The sequence below is a fragment of the Chryseobacterium sp. FR048 genome, from assembly GCF_056844665.1.
This window is the reverse complement of record NZ_JBXDSE010000002.1, coordinates 229,980-245,018: the sequence shown is the minus strand read 5'-3', so window position 1 is coordinate 245,018 and position 15,039 is coordinate 229,980. Positions and strand designations below refer to the sequence as shown.

The following is a 15,039-nucleotide window of genomic DNA, read 5'->3' as shown; positions in this document are numbered from 1 at the left end:
ACTTTCAATGAAAACAAATATAAAATCACCAAAGGTTTACCTTATCGGTGCAGGGCCCGGCAACCCTGAACTGATCACTGTAAAAGCAGTAAAAGCAATCTCTGAAGCGGATGTCATTCTATGCGACCGTCTTGTAAGCCCTGAAATCCTGGAAACATACGTTAATCAAAACGCAGAAGTGATCTATGTAGGAAAAGAATGCAGCAAAAATGCGTCGACTCCCCAATCTCATATCAATACTTTAATGGTGGAATATGCCCGTGAGAACAAAACCATTGCAAGACTCAAAGGGGGAGATGTTTCCATCTTTTCAAATATTCTGGACGAATTGCAGGCTTTAAAGCAAAATCATATTCCTTACGAAATCATTCCGGGAATTACAGCCGCTTTAGGAGCAGCCGCTTTTGCAGGAATACCTTTAACAGCCAGAGGTTATTCAACTTCTGTACGGTTTCTGACGTATTATAAATCAGAAATACTTGATGAAGACTATTGGAAAGAGCTTGCCATAACCAATGATACCCTTGTTTTCTATATGTCGAAAGGAAACCTTACAGATCTTGTAGAAAAACTGAATCAGCTTAAGATTTCAGAAGATAAAAAAATTGCAGTCATCGAACAGGCTACAACGCCTTACCAGAAGGTGTACACCTCTTCTTTTAATGATTTTAACACCCATTTTGGAAACAAAGTTTTTGCATCTCCATCATTGGTGATCATTGGTAAGATCGTAAATCTCCATGAAGAATTTTCATGGCTTGAAAATGCAGAACAGGAAGGCCTTTACTTCAAATCAATAGAAAACGGAAGCCTGATCCCAACCCCTCAAAACTTCTTTGAATATGCTGTCTGAAACTAAACTCAACGTATTAAAACAAATATCCGGTGACCTTTCCAGAGACGAAGCAATCTGGGCAAGCGGATACCTCGCAGGTCTTGCCGGGGGAACTACCTTAACCGCAACATTGCCACCTCAGCAAACTGAAAATACCATTCAAAATGCTGTAAAAAAAATAACCTTAGCCTATGGTACAGAAACCGGAAACAGCAAAAAGCTGGCTACCGCTCTGGCAGGGATTATCAAGAAAAAAGGCATCCAGGTGAAGCTGGCAGATCTCTCTCAATACAAACCTAAAGATCTGAGTAAAGAAGAATTCTTTTTCGTCATCATCAGTACCCAGGGAGAAGGAGAACCACCACTTCTTGCCAAAAAGTTCTATGATCATATTCATGAGAATGAAATTAACCTAAGCAATCTGAAATTCGGAGTTCTTGCATTAGGAGACAGTAGTTATCCTCTATTCTGTAAGACTGGAGAAGATGTAGATTCCCGTTTTGAAATATTGGGAGCCCGCCGTATCATTCCATTAAAAAAATGTGACATTGATTACGAGCAGGATGCCTCTCATTGGATTGAGCACATATTTGAAACAGTCAATAAAACCTCCGGAAACAGTATTCAAAGCAATGCAACTCCCAAAAAGGCGACAGGCAGAAAAAAATATCTGGGAAAGATCTCATCCATCATCAACCTGAATGATATTACTTCTGAAAAAGAAACCTATCACATAGAAATAGAAACGGAAGAATCGCTTGCTTATCAACCCGGTGCAGCCTTAGGAATTATCCCGTTCAATTCAAAATCAACCGTCGATGAAATCATCAGCCTGACAGGTATTGATCCTAAGAAAACAATTGAAACAGCCAAAGTAACAGACCGCGTAGAAGAGCTATTGCACAGACATCTTAATATCAGCTATCTGCTTAAATCTGTAGTAGCACAATACGCCGGGATCACAGGGCATTCCATACCGGAAGTACGATTAAGCCTGCTTGATCTTCTCAGAATTTATCCTGTAAAAAATGCCGGAGAATTTGAAGAAGTCCTTCGGATATTAACGGCACAGGCTCCCCGTCTGTATTCCATATCTTCTTCTCTGGAAGCTCACGGTGATACCGAGATCCATATCACGGTAGCCAAGTCAGAGTTTTTCATAGATCATCAGAAGCACAATGGCTTATGCAGTGGTTTTCTGAGCAGATTCAGCGAAGGAGAGGAAGTTGAATTCTATATTCAGGATGCAGGACATTTCAAACTTCCTGAAGCTGATAAAGACATCATCATGATCGGTCCGGGAACAGGGATTGCTCCTTTCAGATCATTCCTTTGGGAACGTGATGCCATAGGAGCAGAAGGACGAAACTGGCTCTTTTTCGGAGACCGGAATTTTGTCTCAGACTTCCTTTACCAGGCCGAGCTCCAGGATTTTCTTAAAACCGGAAGTCTGACCCATTTAGATCTTGCTTTTTCAAGAGATACCGTCGAAAAAGTATATGTTCAGCATAGGTTGGAGCAAAATGCCCGGGAAATTTTTTACTGGCTTGAAGGCGGAGCTTCCATCTATGTATGTGGTGCCAAAGAACCTATGAGCCGGGATGTGGAACAGACGCTTCTTACCATCATTCAGAATGAAGGAAAACAGACTAAAGAAGAAGCCGCCCTTTATCTGGAAGAAATGGAGCTTAGTGGCAGATATGCTAAAGATGTTTATTAAATCAGGTCAGCACCGTAAAAATTAAAGAAAAACAATTATGAGCAATGATAAAGATAACCTTTCTCCGGTAGAAAGGATCAAAACCGGCAGTAACGGCCTCAGAGGAACTTTGAAAGAAAGCCTTTCCGATAACTTTACAGGAGCCATCCGGGAAGATGACCAAACCCTTATCAAGTTTCACGGGATGTACCAGCAGGACGACAGAGACCGAAGAGAAGAACGTGTTGCCAAAAAACTTGAATGGCTGTATTCTTATATGATCAGACTGAGACTTCCCGGTGGTTTTTTGACTCCGGAACAATGGATCGGGCTGAATGAGACGGCAGAAGATCATTCCACAGGAACCATAAAGATCACCACAAGACAAACGATTCAGCTGCATGGTATTTTAAAATCTCAATTAAAACCTACCATCCAGAGTTTCAATCTTCAGCACCTCGATTCTATTGCAGCATGTGGCGATGTGAACAGAAATGTAACCTGTACAGCCAATCCTTCAGAATCACCATTACATCAGGAAGCCTATGAGCTAGCCGGAAAAATAAGTGAAATGTGTCTTCCGAAGACCCAGTCTTATTATGATATATGGATTGATGATGAATTGATCGTGGACCGAAAGGCGGAAGAAGATCCTCTGTATCAGGACAGATACCTTCCAAGAAAATTAAAAATCGGGATTGCAGTTCCTCCCAATAATGATGTAGATGTTTTCATCAATGATATTGCATTGATTGCCATTATCGAAAACAACACAATCGTTGGGTATAATATCGCAGCAGGAGGAGGATTGGGGGCCACCCACGGAAATGAAGCGACCTATGCCCGCCTGGCTTCGGTGCTGGGGTTTGTAGATACGGAAGAAAAGGTCTTAAAAGCCGTCTATGAAATCATTACCGTTCAGAGAGACTTCGGAAACAGAAGCGACCGTAAGCTATCAAGATTAAAATACACGATTGATAAACTTGGTATCGATCAGTACAGAGCAGAAGTAGAGAAGAGAACAGGTTTCAGCTTCGAACCTGCCAGAGAATTTAAATTCGAACAGCGAAAAGATCGTTATGGCTGGATCCGAAATCATGAAGGAAAGTGGTTTTACACTCTGTTTGTAGAACACGGAAGAGTTCTCAATACCCAGGAATATCCTTTGAAAGCGGGATTATTAAAGATTGCCCAAACTGGTAAGGCTAATTTCCGTTTTACCTGTAATCAGAATCTTATCCTGGCAGATATTCATGAAGAAGATAAAGCTGAAATCGAGATATTGTTAAAAGAATCCGGAATTTCAGACTATACGGAAGAAGCTAGTGCCCTGCGTAAAAACTCAGTAGCCTGTGTGGCTCTGAATACCTGCTCACTGGCTTTGGCCGAAGCACAGCGTTATCTGCCTTCACTCGTAACGAAAATAGAGCCCATTCTTGGGAAACACGGTCTTTTACAGGAAGATATTACCATCCGTATGACAGGCTGTCCTAATGGCTGTGGAAGATCTCCCAATGCTGAAATCGGATTTGTAGGAACGGCTTATGGGAAATATAACCTTCATATCGGCGGAGATCGTTTAGGAATGCGTCTTAACACAAAATTTAAAGAAAACATCGGCGAGGAAGAAATCCTTACCACCTTGGATGAGCTTTTCGGAATCTACGTACAGCAAAGATTTACAGAAGAAACATTTGGAGACTTTTCATACCGTTATTTACAAACTTTATCTTGAATATATGGCTAATTTTCATCATTATCTGAACCCAAACAAAACTATTCAACCTCTTCTTTCAGGCGAACGAATGTGCATGTGTTGTTGATTCTCCAATAACAATACTTCAAGCTGTTTCAACTTTTCTATTCAACCACAAAAGCCGCAATACCTTTTAACACTTAAATTGTCTTAAGTGACAAGCTTGGTGCATATGAAGTACATTTTAGTTTTATGAAAATCAAAGGTTTTCATCTTAAGTGAACCTTCTATGCGATATTGCTTTAAACTTTCTCAAGTGAGTTAAAGTGTTTAAAATAATAAACTTTTGTGCCTTTTGTGGTTAAAAATTCAGATATAAAAGTTCAGACAGCTTCATTCTCACCCTAAAAATGAAGAAAAATGAAAAACAAAAAACAGAGGAACTTTCTACCTAAAACCGGCATTATTGCATTTACATTTCTATTTTTTAATCTGGCTGAAGCACAGCAGCAACTTATAGAATTAAGCGGAGTTATCAAAAATACAGGGACTCGAAAAGGTCTTGATTCAGTAAAGGTGCAGATCGAAAATACCGAAGACGCTTCCTTTACAGATCCACTCGGAAATTTTAAAATAAGAACCAGAGTCACCATTCCGTTTCGTCTGGTCATCAATAAAGAGGGCTTTACTCCTCAGACCGTTGAAATTCTCTCTCCTTCCAATAAAATAGCCATTGGGCTCAATCCCCAGAATACCATTATCGATGCCGTTGTGATCTCTGCATCCCGTATTCCGGAAAAAGCATTGCGCTCACCGATAGCTATTGAAAAAATCGACATCAAAACCATCAGAGAAAGCCCGGCTGCCTCGTTCTATGAAACCCTTGAAAATGTAAAGGGACTGCAGCTTCTGACATCCAGTCTTACCTTAAAGATCCCCAATTCAAGAGGATTCAATTCTCCTAATAATTTCAGATTTATGCAGCTTGTAGATGGAGTAGACGTGCAGTCTGCTACATTGGGAGTACCTCTTGGAAATGCGATTGGTCCTACCGAACTGGATATTCAGTCTATGGAAGTTACTCCGGGAGCGGCTTCTGCATTATACGGAATGAATGCCATCAACGGACTGGCCAGTCTCCAGACCAAAGATCCGTTTACTACTCAGGGATTAAGTGTTTACTTCCGCGGTGGAGTCAATCATGTAGATCATATCAATCATAGAATCAGTTCTTTGGGAGAAAGCGCCCTCCGGTTTGCAAAAGTGATCAATAATAACTGGGCAGTAAAGATCAATGCCTCTTATTTCAGTGGAACAGACTGGATCTCCAACAATCTGACGGATCAGAATCCTAATTCATTAGTTACGGCCAACCCCAATTTTTCACTGTCCAATAACCCTGCGGAAGATCTATGGAATAAATATGGAGATGAAAGAAATAACAGAGTTGCTGTAAAAGTTGATTACAACGGAAAACCTACTACATTCAATGTTTCCAGAACCGGATACCTGGAGAAGGATCTTGTAAGTCCGGATGTGAAGAACATCAAATTCGATGCAGGATTATACTATCGTTTTGGAGATCAATGGAAAGCATCCTATGTATATCGTTACGGATTGCTGGACGGAACCTTCCAAAGAGGGAATAAGATTCGTTTACAAAATGCTACCGTTCAGAACCATAAGGTGGAGCTTACCGGTAAAGAATTGACTTTCAGAGCCTATGTATCGATCGAAAATACCGGAGATTCCTATAATCTGAAACCGCTGGCAGATAATCTTGATCTTACCAATCTTTCCAATACCAATTGGAGAAATATATTTCAGACCGCATTACAAAATAACATCAATGCCGTGGTCAATCTTAATGATGCTTTTATCATCGCCCGCCGGGAAGCTGACAAAAATAGAGCAGTGCCGGGAACTGCTGCCTTTGAACAGTTAAAAAACACCATCATCGGAATCAATAACTGGGATTCCGCCAACGCAGGAATTGCAGGAGCTCCGGCAACAGGAGGCGCTAAACTTGAACAGAAATCCAGATTTTATCAGGGTGAACTGACTTATGATCTTACCCGGTTTGTAAAAATATTCAATCTCCTCGCAGGAATCGATTACCGCCTGTACAGCATCACTCCGGATGGAAACAACTTTGTGGATTTCAGCAGACCTGTTAATGAGAGAAATATTCCTTTAGCCAACGGAACATTTGGTACAGATGTGATCTACCAGAAATATGGTGCTTTTGCACAGATTACCAAGCTTTTATTTGATGACAAGCTCAAGCTGAATGCGGCTTTGCGTATCGACAGGAATCCTGAATTTGAAGCCAAGTTAAATCCAAGAATAAGCATTGTCTATTCACCGGTTAACCAGCATAACTTCAGAGCTTCGTTTCAGAACGGGTATCGTTTTCCATCGCTGTTTGAAGCGCTTTCTTTCGTCAACAACGGAAATGTGAGAAGAGTGGGCGGACTTTCGAAAGTGAATGACGGGCTGGGTTATCTTGAAAACTCCTACACCCTTGCCTCTATTGATCGGTTTACTTCCGCAGTCAATGCAGACATAGATGGAGGAAAAAGCCAGAGCCAGGCAGCTCAGGACAATAAACAGCTTTTAGTGGCAGCCAACCTGCAGAAATTACAGCCCGAAAAAATCAATTCATTTGAAGTAGGCTACAAATCTGTTTTCTTTAATAACAAACTGGTTCTGGACTGGGATTTTTATTACAACATCTATGAAGGATTTCTGGGGCAGGTAGAAGTAGCTGTTCCTAAAAACAGCCAGATAGGCAGTAATGCTGCAGTACTTGCCATGCTCGACAGGACCAAGCAAGACCGCTATAGGGTTTATACCAACAGTAATAATACTTATAAAAGCTATGGTTCTTCATTAGGCATCCGGTATAATGTAACCGGCAATTACAACATCAATACCAATGTCTCTTATAATGATCTTGCCTCCAACAACAATTCTGACCTGTTTATCACGGCTTTCAACACCCCAAAATGGATGGTTAATGTAAGTGTGGGAAACAGAGAGATCATCAAAAATATCGGCTTTACAGTAGTCGCAAGATGGCAAAGCGGGTTCATGTGGGAAAGTCCTTTAGCATCAGGACAGATTCCTTCTTATTATACCATTGATGCCCAGGCCACCTGGAAACTCCCTGAAATCAATGCCAATATAAAAATTGGAGCTACCAATCTGCTTAACCGCCGCTATTTTCAGTATGCTGCAGGCCCTGAAATCGGAGGTTTATATTATCTGGCCTTTACGTATGACCTAAAATTGTAATCAACATGAGTAATGCATTATATCCCATATTCCTGAAGCTTGAAAACCTCTCACTGCTGATCATCGGCGGTGGCAAGGTCGCACTCGAAAAGCTAGATTCGGTACTCGGCAATTCTCCTGAGACCTCCATCACTCTGGTCGCTAAGGAGATCATTCCTGAAGTAAGATCTTTGCAAAAAAGGTTTTCCAATATAACTTTATATGAAAGAGCTTATCACGATCATGACTTCAATGATGCCGATCTGGCGATTGTAGCAGTCAATGATATTGTGTTAGCCGGAGAGATCAGAGAGAAGGCCCATCAGAATAATGTTCTTGTAAACATTGCGGACAAACCTGAACTTTGTGACTTTTATTTAGGTTCAATCGTAAAAAAAGGAAGCCTGAAGATTGCCATTTCGACCAATGGAAAATCTCCTACTATTGCAAAAAGATTGAGGGAAACTTTCACAGAAACCATCCCTGACGAAATGGATCATGTTCTGGACAATATGCAAAATATTCGTCAGCAGCTAAAAGGGGATTTCAATTACAAGGTTCAGGAACTTAATAAAATAACCACTCAGTACCTTTCTGATGGAACGGCCTCTACTGCAAAACCGGATATGGAGATCGAAAAGCTTATTCATATTACTAAAATTGCCCAAAGAAGAGCGAACATCTATCTGGCAATCATAGGACTCATGCTTTTCTTCGGAATATTTGGCTTTGTGGTCTATCAGTTCAATCTTTCTGGTGACATTCAGTATTTTCTCAGTAAAGACGGTCATATTTTCTATTGGATGCTGTTTGCCGGCTTTATGGCAGAGATTGTTGCAGGATCAATGGGGATGGGATATGGCGTAATCTGTACAACCATATTGTTATTATTGAATGTGCCGCCGCCTGTTGTAAGCGCAAGCATACATTCCGCAGAATCATTTACTACTGCTGCAGGAGGCTTCAGCCATTACAAACTGGGAAATGTCAATAAAAAAATGGTATGGGTGCTGTTTCCGCTCGCGATAGCAGGTTCCATTATAGGAGCATTAACGCTGTCTCATTACGGTGAACACTATGCTCATATTGTGAAACCCATTATTGCCTGCTATACCTTGTATCTTGGATTGAATATCCTTAAAAATGCCTTTAAAGAGAAAAAAATAAATCAGCTTAAAACCAAGCGGAGAACGAATCTCAGGGTATTGGGATTTGTGGGAGGTTTTATCGATTCCTTTGCAGGAGGCGGATGGGGGCCATTAGTAACCGGAACATTGATCAAAGAGGGGAGAATTCCCCGTTATGTAGTAGGCAGCTCAACAGTTGCCAAATTCCTGCTGACCATCACCAGTGCCATCACCTTTATCTTCACTATCGGAATCCATCATTGGAATATTGTATTGGGGCTTCTGCTGGGAGGTGTTTTTACGGCTCCGTTGTCCGCGATGCTCACTTCAAAACTTCCTACTAAAAAGATGTTTGCAGTAGTGGGGGTAGTAGTGATCCTGATGAGCCTGGTTACGATTGTAAAGTCACTGTTTTTATAGGGCAGAAAAAATAAGAAAGCATAAAGGGTAAATTTGCAGATCAGGCAGATTTACCTTTTTTCATTTAAAACTTATTGAACTTTTTTAACTGAAAACTGATGCCATCATCATTTTCCGTACCTTTAATCCTATGAAAACAAGTGCCGGCATTCTATTATTTAAGAAAGAAAAAAATGATCTGTATTATTTTCTGGTGCATCCTGGTGGACCGTTCTGGAAAAATAAGGATGCAGGAGCATGGTCTATTCCCAAAGGAGAACTACTTCCTGATGAAGATCCATTAGAACGTGCATTGATCGAATTTAAAGAAGAGACCGGAGCCATTTTAGCAGAAGGAGTGCTTATAGCATTAGAACCCGTAAAACAGAAAGGAGGAAAAACAGTCTATGCCTGGGCACTGGAAGGCGACCTCGAAACATCAGACCTTTACAGTAATAAAGTATCCATTGAATGGCCTCCCAAATCAGGCAAAATACTTGAGATTCCCGAAGTAGACCAATGGAAATGGTTTATTTCAGAAGAAGCCAAAGAGAAGATGAATCCAGCTCAGACTGCATTGATTACAGAACTAGAGACAACATTAAACAAATAGACTAAAAACTATTTATTTTTAACTTAATCACAAAATTTACGTATAAATACTTAATAAAATATAACGAAATCTGTTTACATTTAAATATTATTTTTTATCAACTTATCCTACTTAAAAACTAAAACCATGAAAAAATTAAACAGAAAATCATTGAAAAAGATATCAGGAGAATTAGGTATTGAGCTGAACCTCCCTCTTCCAGTAGGGATCTGCCTTGGAAACCTCATTTCCTTATGCCCTCCGAATTCTCATTGCAGAGCAGATGAAAGATGCTATCCGGATATTGCTGGCCCTTGCATTAACGGTCAGTGTCCTGCGGGGTATTCCTGCCGCTCAGGAGAATGTGTGAGATAAAATTATTTACATTTAAAACCCCCTTTACCAAAACGGATAAAGGGGGTTTTGTTTTTATTAATGGTCGTCCGTTTAGGACTTTATTTTGATTCCAATTACTTTTAAAGCACCAGCCGTTAAATAAATATCATCAAAAACGGTAAGTGATTCTACATCGATATATCCTGAAGGAAGCAGGTCATTCTTATTAAAAGATAATTCTATAGAAGGATCATATGAAGCGGTGATTCTTACTTTAGAATACCCATTATAATCTACTTTAAAACCTTCAAACATACAATTCTGCTCAGCTTTCTGATATGCAGCATATTCTTCAAAACCTGAAACATCCGTTCTTTTTCCGTCATTATGTTCCAGTGACTTCCATGAAGCATAGTTTTTCGGTTCTTTCAATACATTTCCCTGTTCATCTACGGGAACAAACATTCCCAGGGTAAGGGATTGTTTCAGAAAATTCGCATAGTTCTTCATCAAACTTAATATTTGAAGATCGGCATATCCTTCGTTAGAATAATATTCTATCACGAAAGTAGTCATCGGAATAAGCTTGTGAGAAGCATCAGTCGGCATAATTAGTCTTTATCTTTTTTTGGGTGATAAAAATAATATTTTTATTTACTTTACCCAACGGAACAGATCGAATTGGACGGTATTTATACCCATTCTGAATAACAATAAGATGGTATCTCCTTATTTTTCGGTATTTTTGAAGAACAATAACATGACAATGATAGCGAATACCTTTCTAAAGGATATTGATGAAGTTTTTGACCTCTATAAAATGGCCTCCGATTTTAAGAAAACCGTCTCTGGTATACAATGGCCGGAATTTGACCGAAATATGATCGAGAGTGAAGTCAGTGAGAACAGGCACTGGAAAATCGTAACAGACGGACAGATCGCCTGTGTCTGGAGCATTACCTTTGATGATCTTCCGGTTTGGGGTGCACAAAATACCGATCCCGCCATCTATATCCACAGGATCGCTACCAACCCGAACTTCCGGGGACAAAAGTTTGTAGAACAGATCGTAGACTGGGCCAAACAGTTTGCGAAAGAGAATAATAAACTCTATGTAAGAATGGATACCACCGCCGGCAATCAAAGGCTTACCGATTATTATGTGAAATGTGGTTTTTCTTATCTGGGAGAGAAAAAGATTGGGGATGCAGATGGGCTTCCGGCTCATTACCATCAGGCTACCATGGGGCTTTTCCAACTTGAAGTTAAATAGTCTTTCTGACCTTAGTTTTCTGAGAATTTTATTTCCACATCCATTAATTACTGGTTGTGTGTATATTCACTAGGCTAAATTTCACCTGCATACAGGCCTGAAAATCCCATCCCTTTAGTTTTAGGTTTCCTATTAAAAACCTTAACATTGTAACTCAGAAGCATTTAATATAAAATAAGTATCTTTACATACACCAAAAAATTATTAATATGTCATTCATTACAGCAGAAGGGGCCAGAAAGGCTCAGCTAGACTCAGCGCAAAGGAAGCCCGTGGCCAACGCACTTCTTTCAGGGGCAGAAAATATTTCAAAATACAATAGCGGCGTGTGCCATGATGTAGTAGCCTATACTTTATATATGTATGGAGCCCGCATCAGTCCTGATGAGCTCGTACAGTCTGCAGGGCAGGGATGGTTGACCAAACTGAATTATCCTGCAGGAGATAAATGGGACGGATATTCTATCATTCCCAAAGGGAAAGCTATAGGATTCTACCGACTTATCGACAAAACTTTTTTCCATTCCGCCATTACGACCGGGCATATGAACGAAATCCGCTCTGTAAACGGGTTTTCTCTGGGATCTGCATGGTCAGTTCCTGTGGATATGAAATGGGTTTTAGGAAAAAGAAATTCGGATGGAACTTTTAACTATGACGGAACTAAAATAGAGGTGTACATCTCACCTTTATAGTATTTATTTCAAAAGAACAGAGCCTTCCTTAAACATCTTTTAAGGAGGGCTTTTTATTTAAAGAACGGTTATATTTTTCACAGAATACTGCATTTCGGACAAATTCCACTGATGATAAAATTGTATTCTTCCGCAATAAAACGCTCTGGTAAACTAATTTCAGGGATCGCATTCTCTATACACGTCACAGAATGGCATTGTTTACAGTTGAAATGAACATGATTGTGAAAATGCTCTTCATGCGTACATTTTCCACTGCATTTCGCAAAATTCACCACTCCGTCTACATTGACTATCTTATGAATAGCCCCTTCATTCTCAAGTCTTTCCAATACCCTGTAAATAGTAACTCTGTTGCACAGATCACCTAGTTTCTTCTGAATATCAGAGTGGGTAAGGGCTACATCTGAACCATTAATCAGGTTTAAGATTTCCGTTTTTGCGTGGGTATTTCTAACTTGTTTCATATTTTAATGCAACAAAGTTGCGTTATTTAATTTTTTATCTCTAATTTTGCAACAAAGTTACAATAAGAAAAATTAAATCCACTGTTTTTATGAAATCAAAAATTCTTGATGCTGTAGGAATTTCCGCTGCTGTTTTATGCCTGATTCATTGTATTGTTTTCCCTCTGTTGCTGATTATTCCTTTGGGAATATCGCACAATCCCTATATCGACCTGGCTTTTCTTATCATTGGCGGAGTTGTCGTATTCAACGTGACCCAAAAGACAACCAACCAATGGCTGAAGCTTTTATTCTGGCTGTCTCTTATCCTGATCTTTATTTCCGTCATGACCGATCTGATCTTTGAAATCCATCTACCATTGATCTATATAGGAGCTGCAGGACTCATTACAGGACATATCATCAATTTTAAAAATCATAAACATTAAATCTATGGCAAAGAAACTGCCTGTAACCGTACTCAGCGGCTTCCTGGGAGCGGGAAAAACAACTTTACTGAATCATATTCTGCACAATAAACAGGGTTTGAAAGTAGCCGTCATTGTGAATGATATGAGCGAAATCAATATTGATGCCCGTCTTATAGAAAACCAGAATACGCTTTCAAGAACGGAAGAAAAACTGGTAGAAATGAGTAATGGCTGCATCTGCTGTACCCTCAGGGAGGATCTGATGACGGAAGTAGAACGCCTAGCCCTTGAAAACCGCTTCGATTATCTGCTGATTGAAAGCACCGGGATCAGCGAACCTGTTCCTGTAGCCCAAACCTTCACTTATATTGATGAAGAAAGCGGAATTGATCTTTCCCGTTTCAGTTATATTGACACCATGGTCACTGTCGTGGACTGTTTCAATTTTATGAAAGATTTTGGCTCGAATGAGCTGCTTATAGACCGTGATCTCACCAATATGGAAGGGGATTACCGCACTATTGTTAATCTTCTGACTGACCAGATCGAATTTGCCAATGTCATTATTCTCAATAAAACAGATCTGATAGATACTGAAACCCTGGGCTTTTTAAAAGCTGCCATAAAAAAACTGAATCCTGATGCTTCTATTCTTCATTCAGAGTTTGGAAAGATTGATCCTCAACAGATTTTAAATACCAAACTTTTCGATTTTGATAAGGCGCAGTCTTCTGCCGGCTGGCAAAAAGAACTACAAGCCGGGCATCATACTCCTGAAACGGAAGAGTATGGAATAAGCTCAATGGTGTTCAGAGATCAGAGACCTTTTCACCCCAAGAGATTGTGGAATTTTCTTAATCATCAATATCCTGAAGGCACTATCAGGGCAAAAGGTCTGTTCTGGCTGGCTTCGAGACCTGATGATGCCTTGAATTTCTCCCAGGCCGGAGGTTCTTTTCGCCTGGAAAAAGCAGGGGTATGGTGGTGCAGTATGCCCATGAGCCACAGAATGCAGTACAGCTCATTTGCGGAAAACCAGGATTTTATAGAAAACCGATGGGATAAGAACTGGGGAGACAGGATCAATGAGCTCGTTTTCATCGGTCAGAATCTGGACAAAGACCAGATGTTATCTGATCTTAATGCTTGCCTGATCAATAATTTGGAAAAAGAATTATTTGAACAAAAGAGAACTTTTGAAGATCCCTTTCCTAAAAATATTTAATATGAGTTCCTTATAATACAACTAAAATATAATCTTTAAAATTATGCATAGATAAACACAGACATTTTTTCATACACAATTAACATTTTTAACAGATTTGAAGCAGGACGGATTTTATTCGTCCTGTTTTTTATTAGTTGATAAATATTTTGTTTTATAAAAAACGACCGCTGATCTGGTGAGAAATTTATATTCCTCCCATTACGTACATATTCTCCATGGTCGGAACTGCACTGCCGCCTTCTTTTTCAAGGGTAATCGCAAAGGCCTGCGCTTTCGGAATATTAGCCAAAGCAATTCTGCTGTCTTTATCTTCGGTATACATTCCGGCACTTACAGGTTTGCCATCTGCAATGGCCCATAGCTGATACTGCATTCCTGCCGGAGCTTTAGGAAGTTTTTCTGCATTCAGATAAACTTCTTTGGTTGTTTTATCCCAGAAAACGATAGCTTTAGCATCCTCGTGCTTTTCAACTCCTTTCAACATGACCATCTGCATATCGGGATTAGAGAACATGTCAAGCTTTTGGTTTATTTTCTGCATAGCCTGATCCTGGTGCTGCTTGTCTGCTGTCAGTAAAGCCATTTCTTTTTGTTGGTCAGATTGGATGTTCATCCAGTATAAGTTACCGGCAACGCTTACAAGAAACAGTGCAGATGCCGCTATTGCGTAGGTTTTCCAGGATGTATTTACCTGTAGGTTATCCTGTTGTCTATTTTCCCTGTATTCTTTTGCCTCAGGAATATCTGTTGAAAGAGTAGGCGTAGTTTCTTCAACAATCTGTTCCTGCTGAATCTTACTCCAGATTTTAGACTTCAAATCAGAAGGAGGAGTTACAGCCTGTGCAGTAGCAAGACTTTCCAAAGTTTTCTGTGCTTCTTCAAAAGCCTCTTTTACTTCAGCATTATTTTTCATCACACATTCCAAAATCCCAGCTTCCTCGGGAGAAGCATGGCCTAGAATATAAGATTCTATAATTCCGGATGATATGTATTCTTTAGTGTTCAA

Annotated in this window: 14 protein-coding genes; 11 read left to right on the top strand and 3 right to left on the bottom strand. The window is 40.0% G+C overall.

Annotated elements, in window-relative coordinates:
* The first annotated feature begins 7 nt into the window (after positions 1–7).
* The 7 genes from cobA (at position 8) to AC106K_RS06010 (ending at position 9,999) form a co-directional block, all read left to right on the top strand.
* The gene (gene cobA / locus AC106K_RS06040) at positions 8–853 is read left to right on the top strand and encodes a uroporphyrinogen-III C-methyltransferase (protein ID WP_482443752.1); all 846 of its coding nucleotides are present in this window, start codon (positions 8–10) and stop codon (positions 851–853) included.
* Entirely contained in the window at positions 843–2,555 is a 1,713-nt protein-coding gene (locus AC106K_RS06035; RefSeq protein WP_482443750.1) for a diflavin oxidoreductase, read from the top strand. The genes cobA and AC106K_RS06035 overlap by 11 nt, the downstream gene beginning before the upstream one ends.
* Positions 2,556–2,592: 37 nt before the next feature.
* Positions 2,593–4,269: an NADPH-dependent assimilatory sulfite reductase hemoprotein subunit gene (locus tag AC106K_RS06030; RefSeq protein ID WP_482443748.1), complete on the top strand. Its 1,677-nt coding sequence runs from the start codon at positions 2,593–2,595 to the stop codon at positions 4,267–4,269.
* Between the two features lie 381 nt (positions 4,270–4,650).
* On the top strand, positions 4,651–7,527 hold the full coding sequence (locus tag AC106K_RS06025; protein ID WP_482443746.1) for a TonB-dependent receptor: 2,877 nt from the start codon (positions 4,651–4,653) through the stop codon (positions 7,525–7,527).
* Positions 7,528–7,532: 5 nt separating this feature from the next.
* Positions 7,533–9,053 (top strand): TSUP family transporter, encoded by a 1,521-nt coding sequence (locus AC106K_RS06020; protein WP_482443744.1) that lies wholly within the window; start codon positions 7,533–7,535, stop codon positions 9,051–9,053.
* 130 nt (positions 9,054–9,183) lie between these two features.
* The gene (locus AC106K_RS06015; RefSeq protein ID WP_482443742.1) at positions 9,184–9,645 is read left to right on the top strand and encodes an NUDIX hydrolase; all 462 of its coding nucleotides are present in this window, start codon (positions 9,184–9,186) and stop codon (positions 9,643–9,645) included.
* A 126-nt stretch (positions 9,646–9,771) separates the two neighbouring features.
* Complete coding sequence (locus tag AC106K_RS06010; protein WP_047099302.1) at positions 9,772–9,999, top strand: hypothetical protein; 228 nt, start codon at positions 9,772–9,774, stop codon at positions 9,997–9,999.
* Positions 10,000–10,071: 72 nt separating this feature from the next.
* Here AC106K_RS06010 and AC106K_RS06005 read toward each other — a convergent pair whose 3' ends face one another.
* On the bottom strand, positions 10,072–10,569 hold the full coding sequence (locus AC106K_RS06005; RefSeq protein WP_482443740.1) for a hypothetical protein: 498 nt from the start codon (positions 10,567–10,569) through the stop codon (positions 10,072–10,074).
* A 157-nt stretch (positions 10,570–10,726) separates the two neighbouring features.
* Between AC106K_RS06005 and AC106K_RS06000 the strand changes: the two genes are divergently transcribed.
* Together AC106K_RS06000 and AC106K_RS05995 are read left to right on the top strand one after the other, a co-directional pair.
* Positions 10,727–11,233 carry a GNAT family N-acetyltransferase gene (locus AC106K_RS06000; RefSeq protein WP_482443738.1) on the top strand — a complete coding sequence of 169 codons (507 nt, stop codon included), beginning with the start codon at positions 10,727–10,729 and terminating at the stop codon, positions 11,231–11,233.
* 209 nt (positions 11,234–11,442) lie between these two features.
* Positions 11,443–11,928, top strand: coding sequence for a hypothetical protein (locus AC106K_RS05995; RefSeq protein WP_482443736.1), 486 nt, complete (start codon positions 11,443–11,445; stop codon positions 11,926–11,928).
* Between the two features lie 77 nt (positions 11,929–12,005).
* Here the strand turns inward: AC106K_RS05995 and AC106K_RS05990 are convergent, their stop codons facing one another.
* Complete coding sequence (locus AC106K_RS05990; RefSeq protein ID WP_482443734.1) at positions 12,006–12,395, bottom strand: Fur family transcriptional regulator; 390 nt, start codon at positions 12,393–12,395, stop codon at positions 12,006–12,008.
* 89 nt (positions 12,396–12,484) lie between these two features.
* Here AC106K_RS05990 and AC106K_RS05985 point away from each other — a divergent pair, with 89 nt between their 5' ends.
* Both AC106K_RS05985 and AC106K_RS05980 read left to right on the top strand, forming a co-directional pair.
* Positions 12,485–12,823: a MerC domain-containing protein gene (locus AC106K_RS05985; RefSeq protein ID WP_482443732.1), complete on the top strand. Its 339-nt coding sequence runs from the start codon at positions 12,485–12,487 to the stop codon at positions 12,821–12,823.
* 4 nt (positions 12,824–12,827) lie between these two features.
* Positions 12,828–14,030, top strand: a complete 1,203-nt coding sequence (locus AC106K_RS05980; protein ID WP_482443731.1) for a GTP-binding protein — start codon at positions 12,828–12,830, stop codon at positions 14,028–14,030.
* Positions 14,031–14,217: 187 nt separating this feature from the next.
* Here the strand turns inward: AC106K_RS05980 and AC106K_RS05975 are convergent, their stop codons facing one another.
* A complete protein-coding gene (locus AC106K_RS05975; RefSeq protein ID WP_482443730.1) occupies positions 14,218–15,039 on the bottom strand; it encodes an anti-sigma factor in 822 nt (273 codons plus the stop codon).